This window comes from Streptomyces sp. NPDC039609, from assembly GCF_055596705.1.
Map to the genome: position 1 here is coordinate 305,754 of NZ_JBVIUJ010000008.1, position 23,633 is coordinate 329,386.

13 protein-coding genes and 4 pseudogenes are annotated in these 23,633 nt (G+C 69.6%); 8 read left to right on the top strand and 9 right to left on the bottom strand.

Features of this window, described 5'->3' with window-relative positions; genetic code table 11:
- Window positions 1–143: 143 nt before the first annotated feature.
- From ACZ561_RS25220 to ACZ561_RS25230, 3 genes are all read right to left on the bottom strand, one after another.
- A complete protein-coding gene (locus ACZ561_RS25220; protein ID WP_470999075.1) occupies window positions 144–2,768 on the bottom strand; it encodes an RICIN domain-containing protein in 2,625 nt (874 codons plus the stop codon).
- 39 nt (window positions 2,769–2,807) lie between these two features.
- Window positions 2,808–5,171 carry a non-reducing end alpha-L-arabinofuranosidase family hydrolase gene (locus ACZ561_RS25225; protein WP_470999077.1) on the bottom strand — a complete coding sequence of 788 codons (2,364 nt, stop codon included), beginning with the start codon at window positions 5,169–5,171 and terminating at the stop codon, window positions 2,808–2,810.
- 403 nt (window positions 5,172–5,574) lie between these two features.
- Entirely contained in the window at window positions 5,575–7,155 is a 1,581-nt protein-coding gene (locus ACZ561_RS25230; protein ID WP_470999079.1) for a sigma-70 family RNA polymerase sigma factor, read from the bottom strand.
- A 971-nt stretch (window positions 7,156–8,126) separates the two neighbouring features.
- Between ACZ561_RS25230 and ACZ561_RS25235 the strand changes: the two are divergent.
- The 8 genes and pseudogenes from ACZ561_RS25235 to ACZ561_RS25270 all read left to right on the top strand — a co-directional run bounded on the left by ACZ561_RS25235 (window position 8,127) and on the right by ACZ561_RS25270 (window position 14,483).
- Window positions 8,127–8,519, top strand: a pseudogene (locus ACZ561_RS25235) (DUF7144 family membrane protein).
- A gap of 558 nt (window positions 8,520–9,077) precedes the next feature.
- A pseudogene (locus ACZ561_RS25240) lies at window positions 9,078–9,925 on the top strand (Tn3 family transposase); the annotation flags it as partial.
- A 241-nt stretch (window positions 9,926–10,166) separates the two neighbouring features.
- The gene (locus ACZ561_RS25245) at window positions 10,167–10,730 is read left to right on the top strand and encodes a TetR/AcrR family transcriptional regulator (protein WP_470999081.1); all 564 of its coding nucleotides are present in this window, start codon (window positions 10,167–10,169) and stop codon (window positions 10,728–10,730) included.
- Window positions 10,731–10,791: 61 nt separating this feature from the next.
- A complete protein-coding gene (locus ACZ561_RS25250) occupies window positions 10,792–11,289 on the top strand; it encodes a tautomerase family protein (RefSeq protein WP_362810944.1) in 498 nt (165 codons plus the stop codon).
- A gap of 389 nt (window positions 11,290–11,678) precedes the next feature.
- Window positions 11,679–11,885: a hypothetical protein gene (locus ACZ561_RS25255; protein WP_470999083.1), complete on the top strand. Its 207-nt coding sequence runs from the start codon at window positions 11,679–11,681 to the stop codon at window positions 11,883–11,885.
- A gap of 18 nt (window positions 11,886–11,903) precedes the next feature.
- A pseudogene (locus ACZ561_RS25260) lies at window positions 11,904–12,222 on the top strand (AMP-binding enzyme); the annotation flags it as partial.
- Window positions 12,223–12,612: 390 nt separating this feature from the next.
- A pseudogene (locus tag ACZ561_RS25265) lies at window positions 12,613–13,866 on the top strand (PP2C family protein-serine/threonine phosphatase); the annotation flags it as partial.
- Window positions 13,867–14,156: 290 nt separating this feature from the next.
- On the top strand, window positions 14,157–14,483 hold the full coding sequence (locus ACZ561_RS25270) for an ATP-binding protein (protein WP_470999085.1): 327 nt from the start codon (window positions 14,157–14,159) through the stop codon (window positions 14,481–14,483).
- A 490-nt stretch (window positions 14,484–14,973) separates the two neighbouring features.
- Here ACZ561_RS25270 and ACZ561_RS25275 read toward each other — a convergent pair whose 3' ends face one another.
- From ACZ561_RS25275 to ACZ561_RS25300, 6 genes are all read right to left on the bottom strand, one after another.
- The gene (locus ACZ561_RS25275; RefSeq protein WP_470999087.1) at window positions 14,974–16,551 is read right to left on the bottom strand and encodes a long-chain-fatty-acid--CoA ligase; all 1,578 of its coding nucleotides are present in this window, start codon (window positions 16,549–16,551) and stop codon (window positions 14,974–14,976) included.
- Between the two features lie 69 nt (window positions 16,552–16,620).
- A complete protein-coding gene (locus ACZ561_RS25280; protein WP_470999089.1) occupies window positions 16,621–18,330 on the bottom strand; it encodes an aldehyde dehydrogenase family protein in 1,710 nt (569 codons plus the stop codon).
- A gap of 82 nt (window positions 18,331–18,412) precedes the next feature.
- Window positions 18,413–19,780: an MFS transporter gene (locus ACZ561_RS25285; protein ID WP_470999091.1), complete on the bottom strand. Its 1,368-nt coding sequence runs from the start codon at window positions 19,778–19,780 to the stop codon at window positions 18,413–18,415.
- 51 nt (window positions 19,781–19,831) lie between these two features.
- Entirely contained in the window at window positions 19,832–20,755 is a 924-nt protein-coding gene (locus tag ACZ561_RS25290) for a TauD/TfdA dioxygenase family protein (protein WP_362810959.1), read from the bottom strand.
- Between the two features lie 118 nt (window positions 20,756–20,873).
- The gene (locus tag ACZ561_RS25295; RefSeq protein WP_470999093.1) at window positions 20,874–21,476 is read right to left on the bottom strand and encodes a TetR/AcrR family transcriptional regulator; all 603 of its coding nucleotides are present in this window, start codon (window positions 21,474–21,476) and stop codon (window positions 20,874–20,876) included.
- Between the two features lie 752 nt (window positions 21,477–22,228).
- The gene (locus tag ACZ561_RS25300) at window positions 22,229–23,557 is read right to left on the bottom strand and encodes a class I SAM-dependent RNA methyltransferase (RefSeq protein WP_470999095.1); all 1,329 of its coding nucleotides are present in this window, start codon (window positions 23,555–23,557) and stop codon (window positions 22,229–22,231) included.
- Between the last annotated feature and the right edge of the window lie 76 nt (window positions 23,558–23,633).

Here is a 23,633-nt window from a genome sequence, read left to right on the forward strand (position 1 = left end):
CAGCCCGTCCACCGCAAGCGGTACCGCTCTACAGCAGAAAGCCGCCCTCCAACCGAGATGTCGCACCGGTCAGGAGGGCGGCTTCCTGTTGCTGATAGCGCGTCAGCTCACACGTCGAACGTGTGTCCGCTCCGGCGTCGAAGTCAGGACGGGTCGCCGTACTGGAGGCCGCGTCCGTTGGTGCCGACGTACACGCGGCCGAAGGTGTCGGGGTCGCCGGTGATGACGCCGACGCCACCGATGCTGCCCCACTGGCGGGCGTCATCGTTGACGCGGAGCCAGGTGGCGCCCTTGTCCGTCGAGCGGAACACTCCGGTGACGTCCTTGACCGTGCCGATCAGGTACAGGGCCTGGTAGGAGGCGCCGGGTGCGGCCTTGCCGAAGCCGAGGGCGGAGACGGACTGAACCGTGGTGAGCGTGGTGAAGGTGCGGCCGCCGTCCGTGGAGTGCAGCAACCCCTTGGCGCTGCCGGCGATCCACAGGTCTCCGGCGACGCCGGGGACGGCCGTGAGCCGGCCGGTGGGCAGGTTGGTGGCGCGGGCGGTGAAGGTCGCGCCGCCGTCGGTGCTGGCGTAGAGCGTGCCGCCAACCAGTGAGTAGAAGGTCTTGGCCGAGGAGCGGTCGGCGACGACCACGGCGTCGGTGCGCAGGCCGCTGACCTTCGACCAGCTCGCCCCCTTGTCGGTCGAGCGGTACGGGACCTGGCCGGACTCGGTCCAGACGATGGCGGAGCCGTCCGCCGCGAGCGCGACACGGCCATCCTGGGCGCCGGCCACCGGCTCTGACGTGAAGCCGCTCCAGCTGACGCCGCCGTCGGTGGAGTAGGCGCCGTCCTGCGCGCCGCCACGGCCGACACGGACCATCATCGAGGGGTTGGCCTGAGCGAAGTCGATGTCGGTGCTGTTGGTCATCATCGGGTTGTTCAGCCGCCCGGCGGGCACCTTGGTCAGGTCGTCGTGGCGGAAGCCGCCTTGGTCGCCCATGGCCGTGATGACGGTGGCACCGCCGGGCGGGGCGATCGCGTCCATCAGCGCGGTCTCCTCAAGGCCCCGCGCTCCGACGGTCCAGTGGCTGGTGCCGCCGCTGTCGGTGGCGTCGGCGTCCTTGCTACGCCAGATGCCGTTGCCGGTGCCGTACAGCACGTGCCCGGAGTCGAAGGGGTCGATGGCCAGTGCGGTCATCCAGTGCCCGGTGTGGGTGCCGATGTACGGAGCGGCGGAGGCGTTCCGCACCGACTTGTCCGCCAGTGCCTTCCAGGTCGTGCCGCCGTCGGTGGTGCGGTAGATCTCGTCCTCGGGCCACCAGCGGTCGAGGGTGGTGACCATCACCGTGGACGGCTTGCGCGGGTCGACGGCCAGCCCGGAGAACCCGTACGAGCCGCGGGACGGGGTGATGTCCTTCCAAGTCCCACCGGACGGCGTGTGCTTCCAGACCGAGCCCGCCGTCACGCCGTTGGGCCCGAGGGCGTTGGTGTACGTCAGGTACAGCGAGCCGTCACCGGAGAGCACGCCGTGCTGCGGCAACTGGCCCGTGGGCTGGCCGGGGACGGCCTGCCAGGTGCTGCCGCCGTCGGTGGAGCGGTAGAGAGAGGTGGACCTGTCGGCGACGCCGACGTAGACCGTCCTGCTGCCGGCCGGGCCGTACGTCACGAAGGAGACGCCCGCACCACTGCCCGCACCGTCCTTGACGGGGAACGAGGAGACCTGCCGCCACGTCGCACCGCTGTCGGTGCTGCGCCACAGGCCGTTCTTACGGGTGCCCAGCAGCAGGGTGCGGTTGTCCGAGGGGTCGATCGCCAGCCGTTCGCCGGCCCCGCGGCCGTCCTCGTTGCCGCCCAGCTTGAACGGCAGGTCGGTGCGCTGGAAGGTGCGGCCCCGGTCGGTGGAGCGCAGGAGTGCGCCGTTGCCGGCCCACTCGTTGGTGTAAGTGCCCGCCGCCAGGTAGAGCCGACCCGGGTCGACGGGGTCGGTGGCCACCGCGTCGATGCCCAGCAGGTTCCAGTCCTTCTCGCCGACCCAGTCGGTCAGCGGGATCCACTGCTCGGCCGCGGCGTCCCAGCGGTAGGCGCCGCCCATGTCTGTACGCGCGTACAGAAGACCTTTCTCCCGCGGGTTGAACACCAGGCCGGTGACGTAACCCCCGCCCACCACCTGGGCGTTCTTCCACGCGTACGGTCCGGTCCCGGTGGCCGGGGCCTCGGCCGTCTTCACCAGCTTCCACTGCTGGTTGGTGCCGCCATGGCCGCCGTACTGGATGACCGCCGCGCCGTCGGCCGTGGAGCCTCCGGAGACGTCCAGGACCTGGCCGCTCCTGCGGGAGGTGAAGGTGACGGCGTCGGTACCGCTCACGTCGTCGACCCGCCACTCCTGGGAGGCGGAGGAGCTGTCGGTCTGCTGCTCGGCGGCAGCCGCCTGCGCGGTCGAATCGCCCGCTATGCCGAGCACTTTGCCGCTGTTGCGGTTCACCAGCTCGTAGTAGCCGTCGCCGGTGGACCTCAGCCTCCACTGCTGGTTGGCGGTGGTCTGATCAGTCCACTGCTGGATGCGGGTGCCGTCGGCGGTGGAGAAGGCGTTGACGTCCAGCACCTTGCCGCTGCGCACCGAGACCAGCTTGTAGTAGGCACTGTCGTCGACCGTCGCGGCCTGCGAGTCGTCCTGCACGAACAGGAGGTACGGCACGACGGTGGCGGGCACACCGAGCAGCAGAGCGGTGGCGGTCCTGCGACGGCGGTGACGTCCGCGGCGCCCGGCGTTGGTGGGGTTGTTCATGGGGGGTGTTTCTCCTTGTGCAACCGTGGATCGGGCAGGTCAGCGCTGCAGGGTGAGGACACCCGGCCGGTACGGCAGTCGGTCGTAGGGTCCGCCTGCGGTGGGGGACTTGCCCTGGTACAGGAACTGCAGATTGCAGGGGTCGATGGTCATGGTCTGGTCGGGGTTGGTGCGGACCAGGTCACCGTGGCTGATGTCGTCGGTCCAGGTCGCGCCGCTGTTGACCTTGCCCGCGAAGGGGTTGCTTTCGCTGGCGGCCTGCGGGGTCCACGAACCGCTCAGGCTGGAGGCCGTGAACGAGCGGAAGTAGCGCCGCTCGTTCGCACCCCGAGCCTCGACGATCATGAGGTACTGGTTCTGGCCCTGGACCTTGTAGACCTGCGGCGCCTCGAAGAGGTTCTTCGTCGTGTCGCTCATGACCGTCGTGTACGACGAGCCGAAGTTGCCCGGGAAGTTCCCGATCGGCATGCTCGCCCGGTAGATCTTGCCGTTGTCACCGGCGAAGAACAGGTACATGTTCTTCTCGTCGGCGATCAGGGTCTGGTCGATCGGCCCGGTGCCTGATTCGGTGCGGGGGATGCTGCCGGTGAACAGCGGCTGCGGCGCCGACCAGCCGTTGGGGTTGGTGGGGTCGCTCGACGTGCGGTAGCTGAAGGGCGATGCACCCCACTGGTACGCCAGCACCCAGATCTTCTTGGGCGCGAAGTAGAACAGCGTGGGCGCCACCGCGTTCTGGCTCATCCGGATCTGGCCGGCCGACGCCATGTCCGACCAGTTCGTGAAGGGGCTGAACGCCATCGAGCCGTACGAGGTTCCCGACGCGCTCGACGCGTAGACCAGGTGCTTGCCGTTGTGCACCACGTTGGTGAAATCCTTCACCGCGGCCCACCCGTTCGACGGCTGTGCGAGGGCACCCGTCGAACTCCACTTGTACGTCGACGGAAGAGCACACGTGCCGCCGCCCGTCCCGGACGAGGCGGTCCACTTCTGGTTGTTGACGGACGCGCAGGCGTACAGCTGGATCTTGGTGCCGTTCGCGGTGGCCGCGCCGACGGCGTCGAGGCACAGCCCGGACTGGACGCCGGTGATCGTGCCGTTGGTGCTGATGTTCCACTGCTGGTTGGCGCCGCCGTTGCAGTCCCAGATGACCACCGGGGTGCCGTTGGTTGTGCCCTTGCTCTTGGCGTCCAGGCACTTGTCGTCGTAGACCTTCAGCTGCTTGGCGGCGGTGTAGGTCCAGCGCTGGTTGGCCTGTCCGCTGCAGTCCCACAGTTGCGCCCGGGTGCCGTTGGCGGTGGTGGAGTCGGGGATGCCGATACAGCGGCCGGAGGCCACGCCCTTGATTTCCCCGGTACCGTCGGTCGGCTTGACCGGGGTGGTACCGGAGCCGGTCTTGAGAGCGTTCATGACGGCGGTGTACGCGGGCTTGGGCTTGCCGTTGTCGTCGAACAGCAGGGGGTTTTCGCCGCTGCGCCAGGAGTCGCTGTCACGGACGCCCCACACCGTGATGCCGGTGCACCGAGCCACGGACAGGCAGGTGCTGACCGTGTTCGCGTAGTGGGTGGGTGATGCCTGGGCGATGTCCAGCTCGGTGATCTGGACGTCGACGCCCAGGGCGGCGAAGGCGGCCAAGGTGGTCTTGAAGCTCGCCGGCGGGCCGCCCGCCCCGAAGTGGCTCTGGAACCCGACGCAATCGATGGGCACGCCGCGGGACTTGAAGTCCTTGACCATGCGGTAGACGCCCTGGGTCTTGGCGTCCGACCAGTTCTCGATGTTGTAGTCGTTGTAGCAGAGCTTGGCAGAGGAGTCGGCCGCACGGGCGGTGCGGAAGGCTTCCTCGATGAAGCCGTTGCCCAGCACGGTCTGGAAGACCGAGCTGCGGAGCCGGCCGCTGCCGCCGTCGGCGAACGCCTCGTTGACCACGTCCCAGGCGTAGATCTTGCCCTTGTAGTGGGTCATCTGGGTGGTGATGTGGTTGTTCATCACGCTGCGCAGCGTTTGCGCGTCGCGGATGGAGCTGACCCAGGAGGGGAGCTGCGAGTGCCAGACCGTGGTGTGGCCGCGTAGGCGCTGGCCGCGTGCCATGGCATGGTTGACGATCCGGTCTGCGGGGCCGAAGTTGAAATTGCCGCGGGACGGTTCGATGGCGTCCCACTTCATCTCGTTCTCCGGGGTGATCATGCTGAACTCCCGGTCCGAGATCGCGGTGTACGCGGAGTCACCGAGCCTGCCGGCGGCCACAGCCGTGCCGAAGTACCTGCCCGAGGGGGCAGCCTGGGTGCCCAGGCTCGCGGCTCCGGCGGAGCTGGGGAGGAGCGTCACGACGCCGGCCACCAGCGCCGTGGCCGACAGTCCTATCGCCCATGTCCGGCGTCGCCGGCGGAGCCGGTGCAGGCCCTTCATGATTCTCCTCGGGGGCCCTGCGTACCGGTCGCCCTGGGTTCGTGGGTGTGTTGCGTCATGTGAGGGGCTTTCTTCAGGGGATAGTCAGTGAGGGACGTCGGGACCCAGCCGCGCCGGCACGTCATGACAGGCGGCGGGAAGGACACCCCTGAAGTGGAGGCTTCCGAGCTCGCGGTCTCGTAACAGAAAAGTCGCGCCGTCCGCAGGATTGCCCAGTGATGCATCTCGCAGGCAGAAAGCGTTATGCCGGACGTCGTGGCCTGGTCGCGCCCGTGGAAGAGGGGCGCCGCACCGATCTGCAGTGAACGCCGGTCACGGCGTGGGCAGGAACCGTGGGGGATCCGGCTGGAGGAGCACCAGCTGTGACTGTGCGACTCGGTCGGGATCGCCCGAGGAGCGGTGCTCAGGCCCCGGGGCTGCGCACGATGAAGGAAGCCTGGCCGGCGAAGGCCCGCGTGCCGTCGGAGCCGTCGAGCCAGATACCGCCGTCGCGGTGGCGGAGGACCGATCCCGGATAGTTGTGCGCGTGCAGGGTCACGGACCCGGCGACCGCCCCGGGACGGGGACAGAAGGTGGCGTCTTCACGGAACAGTGCGCTGCCGTCGTCGGTGCTCAGCCGCAGCCTCAGGTAGTGGTGGCGAAGATACCGGCCGTCTGCGGCGCGGAGGGTGACGCACCGCATGTCGGCCAGTCCCCCGACGACCGTGAAGGTGACCCGCTGACGTGCCTGCGCGCTGCTGGACGCGGCGACGCTGCCGAGCGCCGCGAAGTCGCCCGTGTACGTGACGAACAGGCCGGGACTGTCCGCGGACTCCAGCGACTGTGCGCCCAGCGGAACGGTGCCCGCGACGGCGGACGGGCCGACCGAGGGCGGGCTCACCGGGGACGGACTCGTCGGGGACGGTCCCGCCGAGGTGGTGGTGCGCGAGGGAAGGGGCGTGGGAGTGCCGACCGTGGGAGCGGCAGTGGCGCCGGGCAAACGAGGCGCCGGTTCGGGCCAGGTCGCATAGGTGGCGGTCCCGGCGATGAGCACCGCGCCGGTCGCGAGGCTCACCAGCGGATGAGCGGTCACCGCCTGGAGTTTGCCGATCAGAGCGCCGTGCAGACCGCCTCCCCCCGTCGCCGTGCCGACGGCGACGGGGGCCGCGGCCAGCCCGGCGGCGCCCGCTGCCGTACCCGACAGCAAGCCCTTGGCGGCCAGCGCGGCGATCAGTGCGGCCGGGACGGCCAGCGTCGTGAGGCTGAGGGGCAGCAGTTCGGCCGGAACCCGTTCCGCCGACGTCGCCATGCAGACCGGGCAGTCACGTGTGTGCCGCGCGATCCGCTTGCGCCACACCGATGCACGGTGACCGTCCCAGCCGACGACGGTCTCCCCCAGCTGCGGACAGCGCGGGTCGGCCTCCAGCGCGGCGACGATCGTCCGGCACAGTTCCAGCTGCTCCCGCATGCGTTGCAGGCGCACTCCGACGTGCGCGACCGTGAGCCCCGTCGCGGCGGCCATGTCCTCCCGGCTGAGCAGGCCGGCGCACTCCTGCCACCACAGCGACAGCAGCACCCGGTGGTCCGGGTCGAGCCACCGGCCGGCTTCGACGACCCGGCGCCGCTCGTCCGACACGTGCAGCCGCAGGATCGTCACGTCCACGGGCTCGGCGCCGGCGTCCGGTATCCGGCGTGCCTCGTCGATGACCGTGGTCCGGTCGGCGAGGGCGTGCTGCCGGTGCCAGTGGGTGTTGATCTGGCGGAGCGTGATCGACACCAGCCAGGACCGAAAGCTCTCCGGGGCACGCAGGGCGGGCAGGTCACGCACCACGCGCAGCAGGGTCTCCTGGACGACGTCGTCGACGTCGGCATGTCCGCTCAGCGCTCGCCCGACGATGTTGTAGAGCAACGGCAAGTACGCGGCGATGAGCTCCTCGCGCGCCCGATCGTCACCGGCCTGCGCCGCGACAACCAGCCCCGCGTGGTCTGCGTCCTTGAGCCCCATTCCCACCTTCTTCAGGGGAGCGATCCGCCGAGTACGGCGGCACACCCTAGCCTCGACGAAGGCATACGGCCAAAGCCTGCGCCTCGGGCGGACGGTCCGCCCGTGCCGACATGGAAGGCCCGGCGCCCGGGGGGGTGTGTCCGGTCCCACTCGGCCAACTCGCTGACGGCCCATTCAAGCCGATGATCTCGGAAGGCCACGCGCGGTGGGGCTCCACGCTCCAAAGAACCCCTGACACAACCCGCACCGGACGCCCCACCTAGCGTCACGGAACGTCACTACCGAGAAGCGGATGAGACAGGAGTAGCCGACAGCTCGACAGCCAGCGCCCCAGCCACCTCAAGGTACCTACGACCACACACCCGAGGGCTCCAGCCGGCGGTCACTCACCGCGCATGACGACCCATCAAAAACCGCGCCGTCCGTGCGCCAAACGAGCGTCGAATATGCGTCAAGATATCGCACCCAACGCACGTAACGCCCATCACGCACACTCGGAGAAACACCAGGTCAGCGGCCCTTTTCGGCGGGCTCAAGGATCGCCACACACTCCACGTGGTGCGTCATCGGAAATATGTCGGCCTGAGCAAGGTACGCAAAGGCCCAGGTCAAGGACGGTTTTTCCGCTCGCTGACCCGCGTGCGGGCGCCCAGAGCGTCAAACGAGCGTCATGGCTGACAGCCCGTCCCTCCTACTCGGCGTAGGGCCAGCTGCCGCAACCGTCTCCCCCAGCACTGGGGATGTCCCCGACCGGGTCCGCCGGGGGCCACAGGCGACGACGGTAGTCACCGCCGCGGCAACGGCGGATCGGACGGCTACGAGCGGGAGGCGGCTTGGCAACCGGTGCAGAAACACCAGCGGCATCCTTCGTCACGAACGGCCGACCAGTTGTGGCCCGTCGGTGGACTGTCTGGTGGAGTCGGAGCATGGTGCCGGAACGTGTTACGTCCGAGGAACGTGCCGTGCCGCCCATGGAGCGGTCCCACTGGGTGGCTTTCGCCGGAATCCTTCTGATGCTCGGTGGACTGTTCAACATCATCAACGGCTTCGTCGCGCTGCTGGACGACGGCTACTACGAGACGACAACCGATCACGGCAACCGACTGCTCATCTTCAACTATGCCTTCTGGGGCTGAGTGTGGATCACCATCGGTGTCGCACAGTTACTGGCCGGCGTCGGCGTCTTCGTGGGATCACGGGGCGCCCGGATCACCGGCATCGTCCTGTCAGGACTGTGCCTGGTCGGCCAGATGATGTTCCTCTCCACCTTTCCGTTGTGGTCGCTAGCCACCATGGCACTGTCGCTCCTTGTGATCTTCGGTCTGGTCACCGAGCCTCGGCACGTTCGAGGCATGCGGGTCTGACCCTCTGCTGTTGAGCGGGAAGCCTCGTACGGCTCGGGAGTGCACAGTTGAGGAGGAGGCACATGCGTGGGGGCGACCGTGCCCGGAGTTGGCGTACGGCAGCCGCCGACGCAACTGGACGGGCCTGGGATCGGGTGAACGCCGACACGGGGCCGATGGTGCAGATGACCAGCGCGGCGCTCTTGCCGCCTGGGTGATCGCCACGCGGATCGTGGATCACCACGATCCGGTTCACGCCGAGCGCCGCTGTGGTCGGGCTCAACTCCTCCCGCGGGAAGCGTGGCGGCAACATGGGGTGTTGGCATCGTCATGTCCTGGGTGCGAGGACTTTTCGGCGAAGTGGACACGACACTTGCCGTGGCGCTCTTCATGTCGGCGGTGACAGCTCTCGCCGTCAATGCCGAGCGGATCGCGATTGCCCAGGCCGCGTCAGTAACCGTTGCACTGCGAGCCCCCGGACACCCGCATTCACCCACTCGCCGGACGCACCTCGCTTCGAAGCGTCTCCGTCTGGTCCGCACGTTGGCCCGAAGGTAGCGCGCCAGGCCGACGGACGGGCTGGGCACCAAGGCGCCGAAGCTGGAGCGGACCCCGGAGCCCAAGCGCACGGCGATGCTCACCGCGGTGATGCGTCACATGGAGACCAAGGCGATCGACGACGCCTGGATCTGTTCGAGATCCTGATGGCCACCAGGTTGATCAGCACCGCGAATCGGTCCATCGGCAAGCAGCGCCTGTCCACGCTGTTCGTTCAGGAGCTGGAGCTGATCGAGCAGAGCGGCTGCGATGTGGATGCGACCGCGCTGGAGGAGGTTGCGTCCCGGGCGGCATTGTCCAGCGCGGCCACCGTGGTGGTGAGCCTGGTCCCGGAGGACGACCGTGCGGCCGAGTCCGCGCTGCGTGGGCGCTGGCGTTGCGCTTCAACAAGTCGTTCCCTTCGCTGTCGGGAGAGTCGAAGCCGCTGGGGGCCGCAACCGGCGGGGCCCGCATCCTGGCCGGGGTGAAGCGGCTGCCGGCGCTGTCGCGGCGGAAGGTGGGCGAAGCCGCTGCCGCGGGAGGCCGACGACAAGCTGTGTCGGCGCACTGACGCAAGGCGGTGTACGCCAAAGCCGAGCTGCCGCAGGGGGCGGTGGACCGCGACGCGTACGTGGTGAGCGTGCTGGCGCAGCTGTTCCCCGCGCTCAAGCGCGCGACATCCTCGCGCCCCCCTCGCACCGCTGGTCCGACCCGCGCGCCCGCCTGCTCGACGGCAAGGGCTGGAAGGCGGTCCGCGAGGACGTCTTGGCCGGGCTGAGCCTGGAGGAGGACGCCCAGGAGCACCTGCGGGAGCGAACGGGGTCCTCGACGCGACATGGAAGCAGATGGCCGGGCGCCTGGAGGAGGCCCACACCGACGCGAAGATCAGCCCGCCCGGGACGGGCGCGTACGCGAGGCGGCGACGTTGCCTGAAGCGGCACTGGATTCCCGGCTCTGTTGCACGCGCGCGGTGACAGGGCTGCTCTGCCCCGACGCCGGATGCACCCGTGGCGTCGGCGGCCTCGAAGGGGGACGTCACCGGCTCGGCCGTACGCGTCCGGGCGGAGCGTGTGCCTATTGCGCAGGACTATGGATTCTGTCATATTCCATAGTGATGGGAAGGAGGCAGCGATGCCCCAAGACAAGGTCAGTAGTCGGGAGCGGATGGTCAACAGCGCGGTCAAGCTGTTGGCCACCCGCGGTGCGGCCGGCATCACGATCGACGGCGTGCTCGCCGACAGCGGGGCGCCGCGCGGGTCGGTCTACCACCACTTCCCGGGCGGCCGGGAGGAGCTGATCACCGCAGCGGCCCGGGCTGCCGGTGAGCGCATGTCCGCTTTCCTCCAGAAGGACGACGGTCCGATGCACCCGAAGGATGCACTCGCGCACCTGGCCGAGTTCTGGCGGTCGCTGCTGACCGCCAGCGACTACGGCTCGGGCTGCCCGATCGTCGCGTTGACCGTCGGTGGCGGCGACCAGGTCCCCGCCGCCGCCGAAATCGCTCGCGAGGTGTTCAGCGGCTGGCAGAAGCAGTATCGCGACCTTCTGGTCGCGCACGGGGTCCCACAGGATCGAGCGGCGAGGCTGGCCACACTCACCGTCGCCTCCATCGAGGGCGCGGTCATCCTGGCCCGCGCGCAGCGCAGCACCGCGCCACTGGACGAGGTCATCGCCGAGCTGACGGCGCTGCTCTGAACCCCACCACCACACCCCGCCCAGCACCGCACCGGTGCACCCCTCAATGAAGGAGATCCCCATGCCCATGCTCGACGTCTACATCCCCGCCGGCGCGATCGCCCCGGACGCCGAACGCACCCTGATGGACGAACTCACCTCGATCCTGCTGCGCGCCGAGGGCGCAGACCCTACGAGCGCATTCGCCCGACAGATCTCCTGGGCGTTTCTGCACCGCCCCGAGGTCTTCGTAGCCGGCGCCACCCCCGACAAGCCGCACTACCGGGTCATAGCAGGGGTTCCCGAGGGCCAGCTCAACGGCGCAGCCAAGAAGCAGCAGCTCGTTGCCGAGGTCACCGACGCCATCGTGCGCGCGGAGGGTGCGAACGACGAGCAGGCCAAGGATCGGGTCTGGGTGTTCCCGCTCGAGATCCCCGAGGGCCACTGGGGTTCCTTCGGCGGCATCCAGAGCCTGGCCAACATCTTGGGCGCGGCCATCGGCGACGCCGACAAGGGCCGCGGCGTCGCCCAACACCGCATCTCCCAGAGCCGCCAGGAACGCGGCCTCCCCACCGCCTGAGCACCCGCCAGGCCCCGACCTACGCCGGCCGGGCGTACTGACGCCCCTCTCCGCTGCTTGCCTCAGAGGGGCGTCGCGGCCGGGTGGCGGAGTGCGCGGTCGCGGCCACCTCGGCGTGGACAGATCGCGCTCTCGCCTCCCCGGCGACACCCCGGCCACGCCGCCGACTTCGCCAACGACACCCTGCCCGGCACCCACGGCGCGACCCTCATCGTCCACCCGAGGACCGAGAAGGCCCACGTGCGGCGGGCCCTCACGGACCTGCGCTACGGCACCCGTCGGCGTAACTGCTGGTCCGGCGTCAACCGCTCGGCTACCCCCTTGGGTGCCTACCCGGTCACACCCGGCAAGCGATCGGCAGCGGCATCGGATTCGTCAGCCACGCCGCCATGCTCGTGGACATCGAGAAGACCGTGGTGCGCGCCCCCTTCGCGCCCGCCCCACGCGGTCTGTTCACGGTTTCCCGTCGCCTTCCGCGACAGCCGTACCCCGTCACCAACCGCACCGGTCGCACCACCCTCGAACGCGTCACGCGCTTCACCACCGCCCCCGGCCTCGCCCAACTACCGGCCATCCTCGCCTCCGCGCTGCGCTGAACAGGCAGCGCTCCTTTCGTCGGCCGCAAGAAGGACCTGATCATCCACGGCGGCTACAACTACCCCCGCGATATCGAGGAAGTCCTCTACGAGCACCCCGCCGTGGCCGAGGCCGCCGTGATCGGCGTTCCGAACCCCACGCTCGGCGAGGAGGTAGCCGCGGTGGTGGCCCTGCCGACCGGCTGCCGAGGCAAGCGCGGAGGAACTGCGGGACTTCGTCCGCGACCGGGTGGCGGCACATAAGCACCCGCGTGAGGTCTGGCTGGTGGACGCTCTCCCGAAGGGGCCCACCGGCAAGATCCTCAAGCAGCAGATCACCGTCCCCGAGGCCCGCTGAGCCGGGCCCCGGCAGCCGACGACGGCGGCCTGACGCCGCCCTCGGCACCATCAAGTCCCGCATGCACGCCCCGACCCTGGCCACCCTTCGGGACACGACCAACCCCCTCGGCTAGTCACGACTGGTGCGCAAGGTGGCGGGCGGGAGGACAACAGCTCCCGCCGCCTCGGGCGCATCGCGCTGCCGCTTCGTCCCGTCCCGTCCCGTCGAGGTTGCGACTGGATTTGGCGGTCCACCGCAGTGGCGACATGAGACCCCCGCGGACGTCCGGCTCGACCGGGACGAGCAGCGCCGCCAGAAGTGCAGGTCCAGGTCAACGGCGCGCTGGCAGCTCCTCGGCCCACGTGCCGCGGTCCGCTGCCCCCGGTAGGCTGATGTTCGGGGCTCCTCATGGAGGTTCGTCATGCCCCGCCCTGTCTGGTCCGGAGCCATCTCGTTCGGCCTGGCCACGATCTGGTCAAGGTGCTGTCCGCGAGCGGGTCGGGTCGGGTCGGGTCGGGCACCGTGAACACTCCGCAGGACACGTCGAGTACGTCGGGTCGGACCGACCGTGACTCGGATGATGCTGTCCTCGCGGCTCTGTTCTCCGAAGCCCAGGTCGGCCTGCATGTCCTGGACACCGAGCTGCGGTTGGTCCGGTACAACTCCGCAGCCCGGAATATTCGCGCGTTCCCACTTGAGGAGTTCCTCGGCCGCAGGCTCATCGACGTGCTCCGGGGTCTTGACGTCGCGGAGGCGGACGCCATTGAGAACGTGGTCCGCGGGGTGTTGGACACCGGCAGGCCGATTCGCGATGTGGTGGTGACGGTACGTTCCAGGCATGAGCCGTTTACCCGGGTCACAGCATCGGTGTCTTGGTACCGGCTGGAGGGCCCGCACGGGCGTCCCCTGGGGGTGGCGGGCGCGATCGTCGATGTCACGGACCGTTACCAGGCCCAGGAGCGACTCGCCCTGCTGGATCGGGCAGCGGCCCGTATCGGCCACACCCTGGATCTCTTCCGCACGGCGCAGGACCTGGCGGACATCGCGGTCCCGGAGCTGGCCGACACGGTGACGGTGGACCTTCTCGACCTGGTCCTGCGCGACGACGACCTGGCACTCGCTGTCCAGCTGGCCGCACGTACCGCGGTCTGTCTGGACAACGCCCGGCTCTACAGCCGCGAACACTCCGCCGGTCAGCTCCTCCAGCTCAGCCTGCGGCCACCCGAAGTACCTGCGCACACTACGGTGGAGACGGCGCACCAATACCACCCCTCCAGCCCCAGCGGCGACTGGTTCGACGTGATCCCCCTGTCCGGCGCCCGAATCGCCTTGGCCGCCGGCGACAGCCCCGGCCGCGGAATTCGTGCCGCGGCAGCCATGGGCGAAATCCGAGCCGCCATCGGAGCCCTTGCCGCTCTGGACCTGCAGCCCGACGAGCTCCTTGAGCGCCTGCACGAACTGGTCACCCGGCTCAGAAGCCAGCAGCCCCGGCATGACGACGCCGACGGGCGAACCGTGGGCGTCACCTGTCTGTACGTGGTCTACGACCCGGCGACCCGTCAGTGCAGCATGGCCCGGGCGGGCCATCCGCCTCCGGTCCTCGCCTCCCCCGACGGCACCGTGCAACTCGCCGACATCCCCCAAGGACCACCCCTCGGACAGGGCCGCCCCGCCTACCGAACCGTCCAGCGGGAACTGCCGGAAGGCACCCTTATCGTCCTCAACAACACAGCCCTGGACCCCACCGGCTCCCCCACCGGAGCGGGGGACTGGACCGCATCCGCACCGCCCTGGCATCTGACGGCAGCTCCCTGCAACACATCTGCGACGCCCTGCTCGCCCTCTCGACCCCGGAGAGCCGCCAGGAGGACGCGGTCCTCCTTCTCGCCAGAACCCGTGCCCTCGACCCCGGCCGGCTCGCCTCCTGGACACTGCCCCCGGCGCCCGAGGTCGTGGCGCAGGATCGCAAACTCACCGTCGGCCAACTCAACGCCTGGAGCCTGGACGACCTCGAATACTCCACCTCACTGGTCGTCAGCGAGTTGGTCACCAAAGCGATCCGCTACTCCCACGGCCCGATCGGGCTGCGCCTGATCCGCGACCGGTCCCTCATCTGCGAGGTCTCCGACACCAGCAGTACCTCACCGCAACTGCGGCACGCCGAGGACACCGACGAGGGCGGCCGCGGCCTCTACCTGATCGCGCAGATGACCCAGCGCTGGGGCACCCGTCCCGGCCGTCGAGGCAAGACCATCTGGACCGAGCAAGAACTGCCGTGACCGGCCGGGCGCCCAAGCGGGCTCTATCGGCTCGCCCTGCCACCGCCCGGCCGGATGGCACCGACCCGTCCAACTCGCGCAACAGAAGCGCTGTGGGGGCAGGCCGACGGGTGCGTCCCGACCGCGCCGCCGACCCCCTATCGGTGCCTGGAGACACCCGCCTTGCGACGCGCAAGGCCAAACCCCTGGCCGCTGCAGACCGCGTCCTGCAGCCGGGTGATGGCGCATGAGGGACATCCGCACACCTCTGCCCCTACCGGGACTGCATTCGAATGATTGCGCCGAACATGTGCTTCCGAATGGGATGCGCCCTGGAGTTGCCCATGATCCCCACGATGCCAAAACTGCGGTCTCCGTCCCCGCAAGACGGGTGGCCCAGGACGCCCCGACTGTCATCCGCGGCCGAGTACGGACACTCACCGTCGATCGAGCCGGCCTGGGACACCTACCGCGGGGGACGCAAGAACCGCAGGGGACGCTGCCCGTGTGCTTATCGAGCCGCTTCGATCGTGTGGTCCTCCGGGTCCCTCAGCTCGCGCTTGAGGATCTTGCCGGTGGCATTCATCGGCAGGACGTTGCGGAACTCCACGAGGCGGGGGTACTTGTAGCCCGCCATCTCGTCCCTGCACCAGTCGATCAGCTCCTCCTCGGTGAGCGTCGATCCCGGGGCGCGGACCACGCATGCCTTGATCTCCTCGCCGTGACGGTCGTGCGGCACGCCGATGACGGCCACCATGCTCACGGCAGGGTGTGTGAGCAGTACCTCCTCGATCTCCCGCGGGTACACGTTGAAGCCACCGCGGATGATCATGTCCTTGGCGCGGTCGACGATGTAGAACCATCCGTCGGCGTCACGGCGGGCCAGGTCGCCGGTGCGGAACCAGCCGTTGCGCATCACCTCGGCGGTCGCCTCGGGCCGGTTGTAGTAGCCCTTCATGATGTTGTGGCCGCGGATGACGATCTCGCCGATCGCGTCGGCGCCCTGTACCGGTGTCCAGTCCTTGTCGACCAGGTCCACCTCGACACCCCAGACGGGGCGCCCGATGGATCCCGGACGCACCTCCTCGCCGCGCGGGGCGAAGGTGGCCGCCGGGCTGGTCTCCGAGAGGCCGTACCCCTCCATGATGGTGACCCCGAAGCGCTCGCTGAACCGGCGGTGGATCTCGACCGGCAGTGCGGAGGCTCCCGACACGGCGATCCGCAGGTTTCCGGCGATCTGCGACAGGTCCACCTCGGGTGCCTCCGCTTCGAGGAGGGCCCAGTACATCGTGGGAACGCCCGCGAAGAACGTGACCGCATGCCGCTGCATCAGGACCAGGGCGGACGCGGCGTCGAAGCGTGGCAGCAGTACCAGCGTCGCCCCCGAGGCGAGGCCGGCGTTCATCTGCACGACCTGGCCGAAGGAGTGGAAGAGCGGCAGGGTGATCAAGTGCACGTCGTGCACGACCTCGCCGAGCAACTTGTGGCAGGTCAGCACATTGAGCATCAGGTTGGAGTGGGTGAGCTCGGCGCCCTTGGGGCGGCCGGTGGTACCGGAGGTGTACAGGATGACCGCCGTGTCACCCGGCTCCGTGGCCACCGTCTCGAAGTCCGCGCTCTGGCCGGCCAGGGCCGCGGTCAGGGTCTCAGCGCCCGCGATCGGGGAGTCCGCGGTGGGGGCGGCGGTCATCAGGAAGAACGCGTCGCATCCGGGCGTCTCACCGAAGCCGGACCAGCCCTCCTGGCCCATCGGAAGATCCGGGCCGCCCTCGAAGCAGAAGTAGGCCTTGGCCTCGGAGTCCGCCAGGTGGTAGGCGATCTCACGGCCCTTGAGCAGCACGTTGAGGGGGACGACGACCGCGCCGGCTTTGAGGATGCCGTAGTAGACGATCGGGAACCAGGGGAGGTTCGGGCAGGACACCGCGACCTTGTCGCCCGGGCCGATGCCGCGCGCGTGCAGCAGGTTGGCCACGCGGCGGGCGGCCGTGTCCAGCTCGGCGTAGGTCAGGCGTTGGACGCCCAGCACGACCGCCGTGCGGTCGGGCACTGTGCGGGCGCTGTTCTCCAGCAGGGAGGCGAGATTGAGCATGAGGTCTCCGTAGGGATGCTTCGGCGGGCGCCACGGGCGTGGCGGATACGAGGGGCCGAGGGCCGGGGGTCAGCCCCGCAGCGCGGCGGCGAAGAGTGCGGGGAGCTTCGTCAGGCTCGGCGCCGCGGTGAAGCGAGTGAGGCGTTGCACCGTGGTCAGCGAGGTGCGGTGGGTGACGAAGTACGGGGGGCGCGGGGACAGGGACGGGTCGCCCGTGAACAGACCGCGCGGCGCGGGGGTGAAGGGAGCGCGCAGCACGGTCTTCTCGATGTCTTCGAGCATGAAGGCGTTGTGCACGAAGCCGATGCCGCTGCCGATGTTCTGGCGGGTGTGGCCGGGGAAGGCGCCCCAGGGGGTGTAGCCGAGGAGGAAGCCGACTCCTGACCAGCAGTTGACGCCCAGTGTGCCGTAGCGCAGATCGGCGATGGCGGTGCGCACCGTCTCCCGGTGGGCCTTCTCGGTCCTCGGGTGGACGATCAGGGTTGCGCCGAGGGTGCCGGGCAGGGTGTCGTTGGCGAAGTCGACGGCGTGGCGCAGGAATTCTGCCGGGGTCGCGCCGGGCAGTCGTACGACGCCCAGGGCGCTGCCGAAGACCTCGTCGGTGATGAGGACATCGTCGTGGTGGTCGGTGATGTCGGGGACGAGCAGCCGGCAGTCGTCGCCGTGCGTCTCCGCCTGCGGATGAGCCTCGCGTACCGCGGCGAGACGGCCTGCGGCGCCGGGGTAGTAGTCGGTGCGCGGGGGCAGCTCACGCAGTACCCGCCGGATCTCGTCGAGGAGCCGTTCGCTGCCGTCCCAGTCGCGCGGCAGGACCAGGATCTGGCTGGCGATGCAGTTGTGGCCGGAGTTGTTCATCTTGCTGGTGACGATGTGCTCGGCCTGGAAGCGGAAGTCGGCGTCGCTCCACGGGCCCGGCGCCACGATGCAGGGACTGACGCCGCCCAGTTCGCTGCTGAAGGGCTTGGCGATCAGCGGGAGGTCGTCACGGCGGCGTTGTTCCGCGTCCTCGCCGGTGCCCCAGACGATGGCGTCGTGGGTGCGGTCGCTGCCGGTGACATGTATGGCGTCGACGCCTTCGTGGCGGGTGAGATAGGCGCCCTCGGCCGCGCCGCCGTCGACGAAGCGCACCCAGCCCCGCTCGACGAACTCGGCGAAGACGTACTCGAAATGGGGTCGCAGGTAGGCGTTGACCGGGTTCATCTTGGCGATGACGACCTGGCCCTCGGCGTAGAGCTTGTGCAGGATGTCCAGCGCGGTGATGGCGGCGACGTTGCCGGCGCCGAGTACCAGGGCCAGGGCCGGGTCTCCCTGCCTGCCCCGGTACTCGCCCGCGGCGCATGCCCGCGCCTGCTCCGCCGTGACGCCGGGGCGCATCCACACCTGCGCCCGGAACCCGTTGAGCAGCAGGGTGTCCCAGCCGGTGGCGGGGAAGACGTCCACGCGGGTGCGGCCGTTCTCCTCGTGGACCGCCCTGCCGTCCAGCGGATCCCTGCCCGCTGCGATCCGTCGCAGGACGTGCAGAAGCGCCGCGGCGTTCTGGACCAGGGCCCAGGGGCCGCCCATCCAGTCTTCCGCCGCCCAGGGGGAGACCGGTTCGTACCCCTTCGCCCGGGAGCCCGCGGCGGCCATCTCGGCCGCACGCGCGATGACGCGCGGCTGCAACCGCTCCAGGAGGGCGATGCGTTCGGTGATCGGGGTGGTGGACCAGGACTCGGCGTTACCGCGTACGTCGGCCACGGTGCGGTCGAGGAAGGAGGTGTCGAGGGCGCTGGTGTTCAACGTCGTCCCTTGCGGAAGGTCGAGGGCGGGAAGGGTGGGGCCTGCCCCGTGCGTTGTGCGAGGAGCAAGCCCGTACGTGTCGTCACACGGAGAGCAGGCGGGCGTCGCGGTCGGGGTTGATCAACGTGACGGCGGCTATTCCGCCCACCAGGAGCAAGGCGCCGGTGATCAGGACCGCGTACTCGTAGCCCCCCGATCCATGGGTGTCCACGAGGCTGCCGATCAGCGTCGGGGCGATCAGACCGGCGGTGGTCACCACGGCGTTCATGATGCCCAGGGCGCCACCGCGACGATTGGCAGGAGCCAGCTCCATGATGGTGGTGGCAGCGATGCTGGCCATCGCTCCGGCGAGGCCGAATGCACCGACCAGCAGCACGACGGTCACGGCACCGCCAGGGGCCACGGGCAGGGCCAGACAGGAGACACCGGCGATGAGCAGAAGGGCGCCGCCGACCCCACCGCGGGCCCACCGGCTCGCGATTCCGCGGCGCAGCATCCATCCGGTCAGGCCCGCCTGTCCGAGCACCAGGATTCCGCTCAGACCCCAGAACAGCATCAGCAGCTGTGTGGACACGGCCGATGAGTAGCCAAGACCGTCACGGAGGTAGGAGGGGAGCCACACCAGGGCGAAGGCGATCACCCAGTAGGTGCTGAAGTAGCCGATCGTGACACCGATCCAGGTGCGGGTCGCGAGGATCCGGCGGTACGGCATCTTGGGCTGTGCCTGGCCCGCGCTCGCGGCGCCGGTCTCGGCCTCGGTCCCCTTGTTCGTCCCCGGCCCGTCGTCGGAGGCCGCCTCGGACGGGGAGTCGTTGTCCGACGTGGTCGCGTAGGGCCCTTCTCCTCCGAAGGGGATCCACAGCAGCGTCCACACCACGCCGGTCAGCGCCACCGCGGCGACGGCCGAGCGCCAGCCGTGATGGCTGATCAACCACGTCAGTACGGGAGCGGCGACCAGGACCCCCAGCGTGACCCCCAGGGCGATGAGCGCCCCGGGCAGGTTGCGCCGGTGGTTGGGGAACCAGGACAGGGTCGTCTGCTGGGCGACCGGGTAGGCGGGCCCCTCGGCGGCGCCGAGGAGAACACGAGAGGCGATGAGCACCGCCAGCCCTCCGCCGACGGCCAGTGGCGCCTGGGAGACGGACCACAGAACGGCCATGATCAGCAGCAGCCACTTCGGCCGTACGCGGTCGGCGAGCAGCCCCACCGCGGCACCGGAGATCGAGAACAGCAGGAAGAACGCGCTGTTGGCGAGTCCGAAGGCCGATGCGGACAGGCCGAGGTCCTGTCGGATCTCCTCCGCCGCCAGACCGAGCACGGACTTGTCGGCGAAATTGATCATCATGAAGACGACGAGCAGCGCCGTGACGATCCACGCGCGGCGTCTCGTTCTGCTCGGCGCCTGCGCGGTGCCGGCGGGCACAGCGGAAGCGACGTCGGTGTCGGTCACAAGGGCTCCGCGGAGACTGGATGGGGAGGGAGGAGGGGGCCGGGAGCTCGATCAGGAGAGCGGGACGCCGGCGATGGCGATGCGCTCCATGACACGGCGCTGCGGGAAGTAGTCGTTGATCGCGTAGTGCTGGGTGGCGATGTTGTCCCAGATCGCGACGGACCCCGGCTGCCAGCGGAAGCGCACCTGGTACTCGGGGATCCGGGCCTGGAGGACGAGCTCGTCGAGCAGTTCGCGGCTCTCCTCGTCCGACAGGCCGACGATCCGGGTGGTGAAGGGCTCGTTGACGTAGAGCACCTTGCGGCCGGTGCGCGGGTGGCGGACGACCACCGGGTGCTCGACGGCCGGCAGGTTCTCACGGTGTGCCGCGATCTGACTCTCGGTCATCAGCGCGCCGTGGCTCACCACCCAGTCGTGCACGGCGGTGAGGCCCTCGATCCGGGCCTTCATGGACTCGGTGAGGTTGTCGTAGGCGGCCGCCATGTCCGCCCACATGGTGTCGCCGCCGGCGGACGGAACCTCGACGGCGCGCAGGACGGAGCCGAGTGCCGGCGCGGCCATGAACGAGTGGTCGCTGTGCCAGATGTTCTCCGTGCCCATGAGCATGGCGTCCTTGGCCAGGCGGGTGACCACAGCGGTGTCGCCCTTGGGGAAGAAGGGGTTCTCCTCGGGCTCGCCCCACAGTGCGGAGAACGCGAGCTGGGCCTGCGGGTCGAAGGCGTGCTGGTCGCGGAAGAAGAGCACCTTCCACTCCAGCAAGGCCTGCCTGATCTCCGCCGCGAGCTCCTCGCCGATCGGGCGCGAAAGGTCGACGCCCTCGATCTCGGCGCCGATGTGCGGGGTGAGCGGGCAGACGTCCAGCAGCCGGTAGTCGGGCTGAGCCGCGTCAGGCGCGATGCGGTCGAGGGTGCGCTTGCCGTAGTGCATCAGCGGCTTGTCGAGCGCGGGAGCAGGGGTGGTGACGGCGCTGTCCATGAGAGTCCTCCGTAACGAGGCCGAAAATCGTTACGAGGAGTATCGTTATGAGGGTGCAGGGAAGCAAGAGACCTGACGCCATGAAATATGTGGAGCCGTAGAGCGCTGCCAGACGCCGTCAGCAGATCGGGCCGACAGCGCGGGCGACGAGATCGACCAGCGCTTCCACGAAACCGTCGTCAGGTATCTCCTGCTCACCGATCAGCCGGAAGAGCAGCGGTGCGGCCACCAGCGTGGCGGCGGCCCGGACATCGGTGTCCGGGTCCACGTCACCGCGGGCGATCCCCCGCTCGAGGATGCGCCTCGTCTCACTCGTGATCCGCTCGGTGTACTCCGCGTACTGGCCCCGGGTCGCGCCTGTCTCGGCGGCCGCTCCGATCATGCCCGCGATCAGCCGGTCGGTACCGGGCAGCCGATACGCCTCCAGGCGAGCGGTGAGGACGAAGCGGAGCTCGGCGCGGAAGTCGCCCAGATCAGGTACCGACAGGACGCCGAGACGGGTCTCGGCAGCAGCGATGATCAGATCCTGCTTGGTGGGCCATCGCCGGTACATGGCCGGCTTGCTCACCCCGGCGCGGGACGCGACGGCGTCCATCGTGACCGCTCCGATCCCCTGCTCGGTGGCCAGGTCCACGACCGCGGTCAGGACCGCCCCGGTGACCCGCTCCTCGCGCGGGCGCCCCGGCCCTCGTACGGCCCTGTCCCGCTGCATATCCACCATGCTCAGAGCCTACGGTCTCCGCCGGACCTGCCGGAACGAGGTGAGCTCGTCGACCGGAGCCCCCTACGAGGGATACTGCCCGCCAACGCCCTGGTGGTCGGCCTGGTGCACGATCACACGGCGGGCCGACCGGCGATGCATTCCTCGCCCTGGCAGTGAACAGGCAACACGCCCGTGTCCCGACTCGTACTCGCCTCTTGACTCATGCCCACGACAGACGCAGCGTCGCCGTCCACAGTTCCCTCGACCACGGTTGCGGAACGAACACGTGGCCCGTGTGAGGACGGTGCGGGCCGCCGCCGTGGCCGACGCACCGGGGTCGGAGACTTTGGTCCGCCACAGGCAGCAGCGACTGCTCGGCAACTCGCCTGGGCTCCGAGCGCTGCCCTGCCCACCCGCCCACGCGTGCGGGCAGCCACATGTCAGACGGCCGCCCAGCCGTCGACGACCGGGATCACGGCCCCGTTGATGAAGGAGGAGCTTCGCGACGAGGTAGACGACGGCGTCGGCTCGTCTTTGCCGTCCCGAGTGAGGGACTTCGGCTGAACGCCGACGACCAATCCAGCCGTGGACTTGCAGGCCCCGATCTCACCGATGTCCACAAGCCCGGCGGGCCATCGAAGCGAGCGTCATTTGAGCGTCAAGAACGTTCGCAAGACGGTCGCCCCGACGCCCTTCGCGCTCCCCGATCACCCCACCCGTTGTACATCGGGAAACAGGTCGAGAACGACCTTGAAGCAGAAAAGCGCAGGTCAGATGCCCTTTGTTGCCGGTTCGAGGATCGCCACGCACTCCACGTGGTGCGTCATCGGGAACAGGTCGAACGCCCGCAACGTCCGTACCCGGTAGCCGCCCTCCCTGAAGTACGCGATGTCTCGGGCCAGGGCCGCCGGGTCGCAGGCGACGTAGGCGATCCTTCGCGCCCCCAGGCTCGCGAGGTGCTTGACCGTCTGCTTGCCGGCGCCCGCGCGGGGCGGGTCCAGGACGATGAGGTCGACCTCGGTGATCCGGGTGCGCGGGAGGACCTGGTCGACCTTGCCCTGTTCGATGCGGACGCGGTCGTAGGCCTCGAGGTTGTGGCGGGCGTCCTCGACCGCGCGCTTGCCCGACTCGATGCCGAGCACCGCACCCTGGTCGCCCACGCGGTCGGCGATCGCGCCCGCGAAGAGGCCGACGCCGCAGTAGAGGTCGAGAGCGGTGTCGCCCTTGCGGGGCATCAGGCCCTGCATCACGGCGAGGACCAGCGTCTGCGCGGCCTTCGGGTGGACCTGCCAGAAGCCGCCGTTGCCGACGCGGTACGTGCGGTCGTCGGCGCGCTCGCGGACGAACGGGCGGCCGTGGACGCGGTGGACGCCGCCGTCCTTCTCGTCGACGCGGAGGACCGAGACCGGCTTGTCCAGTTCCACCAGGGGGAGGCGCGCGCCGGGGCGCGGGGTCAGGACGACCTGACGGTCGCCGGAGCCCGAGGCGGCGATCGCCTCGATCGAGGCCATGCCCTCCCAGGTCCGCTTCTCGATGCCGAGCTCGGAGACGCCCTCGGCCGCGATCATGCAGTGGTCGATCACCTCGACCTCGTGCGAGCGGTGCTTGCGCAGGCCCGCGTGGCCCTCGGTGTCCACGGCGTACTGGACGCGCGTCCGCCACTGCGGGACCTCGCCCGCCGGGAGCTTGTCGCCCTCGGCCGGCATGACGGTGCCGTCCCAGCCGGCCTCCTCGGGGGTGAGCCCGGCCAGGCGCTGGAGCTGCTCGGCGATGACCTCGCCCTTGAGGCGGCGCTGGGCGCCCGGCTTGGCGTGCTGCCAGTCGCAGCCGCCGCACTTGCCCGGGCCCGCGAAGGGACAGGGCGCCTCCACGCGGTCCTTCGAGGCCTCCAGGACCGTGACCGCGTCGGCGCGCAGGAAGCGGGACGTCTCCTCGCCCTCCGTCACACGGGCGACGACCCGCTCGCCCGGCAGCGCGTGCCGGACGAAGAGGACGCGGCCGGCCTCCGTACGGGCGATGCAGTGGCCGCCGTGCGCCACCGGGCCGACCTCGACCTCGTACTCTTCCCCGACCAACGAAGGAACAGGTGCGTTCTGCATGACGGGGGAACTCCAGAGAATGAGAGAGGTGGGCCGCCGCAGCGCGGCAGCCCACCAGTCTACGTGTCCGCGACGA

What these genes read in the sequence shown, in the direction of transcription:
- ACZ561_RS25275 (WP_470999087.1), bottom strand. Translation starts at nt 16,551, where the DNA reads ATGCTCAATCTCGCCTCCCTGCTGGAGAACAGCGCCCGCACAGTGCCC.
- ACZ561_RS25255 (WP_470999083.1), top strand. Translation starts at nt 11,679, where the DNA reads ATGCTCGTGGACATCGAGAAGACCGTGGTGCGCGCCCCCTTCGCGCCC.
- ACZ561_RS25250 (WP_362810944.1), top strand. Translation starts at nt 10,792, where the DNA reads ATGCCCATGCTCGACGTCTACATCCCCGCCGGCGCGATCGCCCCGGAC.
- ACZ561_RS25230 (WP_470999079.1), bottom strand. Translation starts at nt 7,155, where the DNA reads ATGGGGCTCAAGGACGCAGACCACGCGGGGCTGGTTGTCGCGGCGCAG.
- ACZ561_RS25295 (WP_470999093.1), bottom strand. Translation starts at nt 21,476, where the DNA reads ATGGTGGATATGCAGCGGGACAGGGCCGTACGAGGGCCGGGGCGCCCG.
- ACZ561_RS25220 (WP_470999075.1), bottom strand. Translation starts at nt 2,768, where the DNA reads ATGAACAACCCCACCAACGCCGGGCGCCGCGGACGTCACCGCCGTCGC.
- ACZ561_RS25290 (WP_362810959.1), bottom strand. Translation starts at nt 20,755, where the DNA reads ATGGACAGCGCCGTCACCACCCCTGCTCCCGCGCTCGACAAGCCGCTG.
- ACZ561_RS25245 (WP_470999081.1), top strand. Translation starts at nt 10,167, where the DNA reads ATGCCCCAAGACAAGGTCAGTAGTCGGGAGCGGATGGTCAACAGCGCG.
- ACZ561_RS25225 (WP_470999077.1), bottom strand. Translation starts at nt 5,171, where the DNA reads ATGAAGGGCCTGCACCGGCTCCGCCGGCGACGCCGGACATGGGCGATA.
- ACZ561_RS25300 (WP_470999095.1), bottom strand. Translation starts at nt 23,557, where the DNA reads ATGCAGAACGCACCTGTTCCTTCGTTGGTCGGGGAAGAGTACGAGGTC.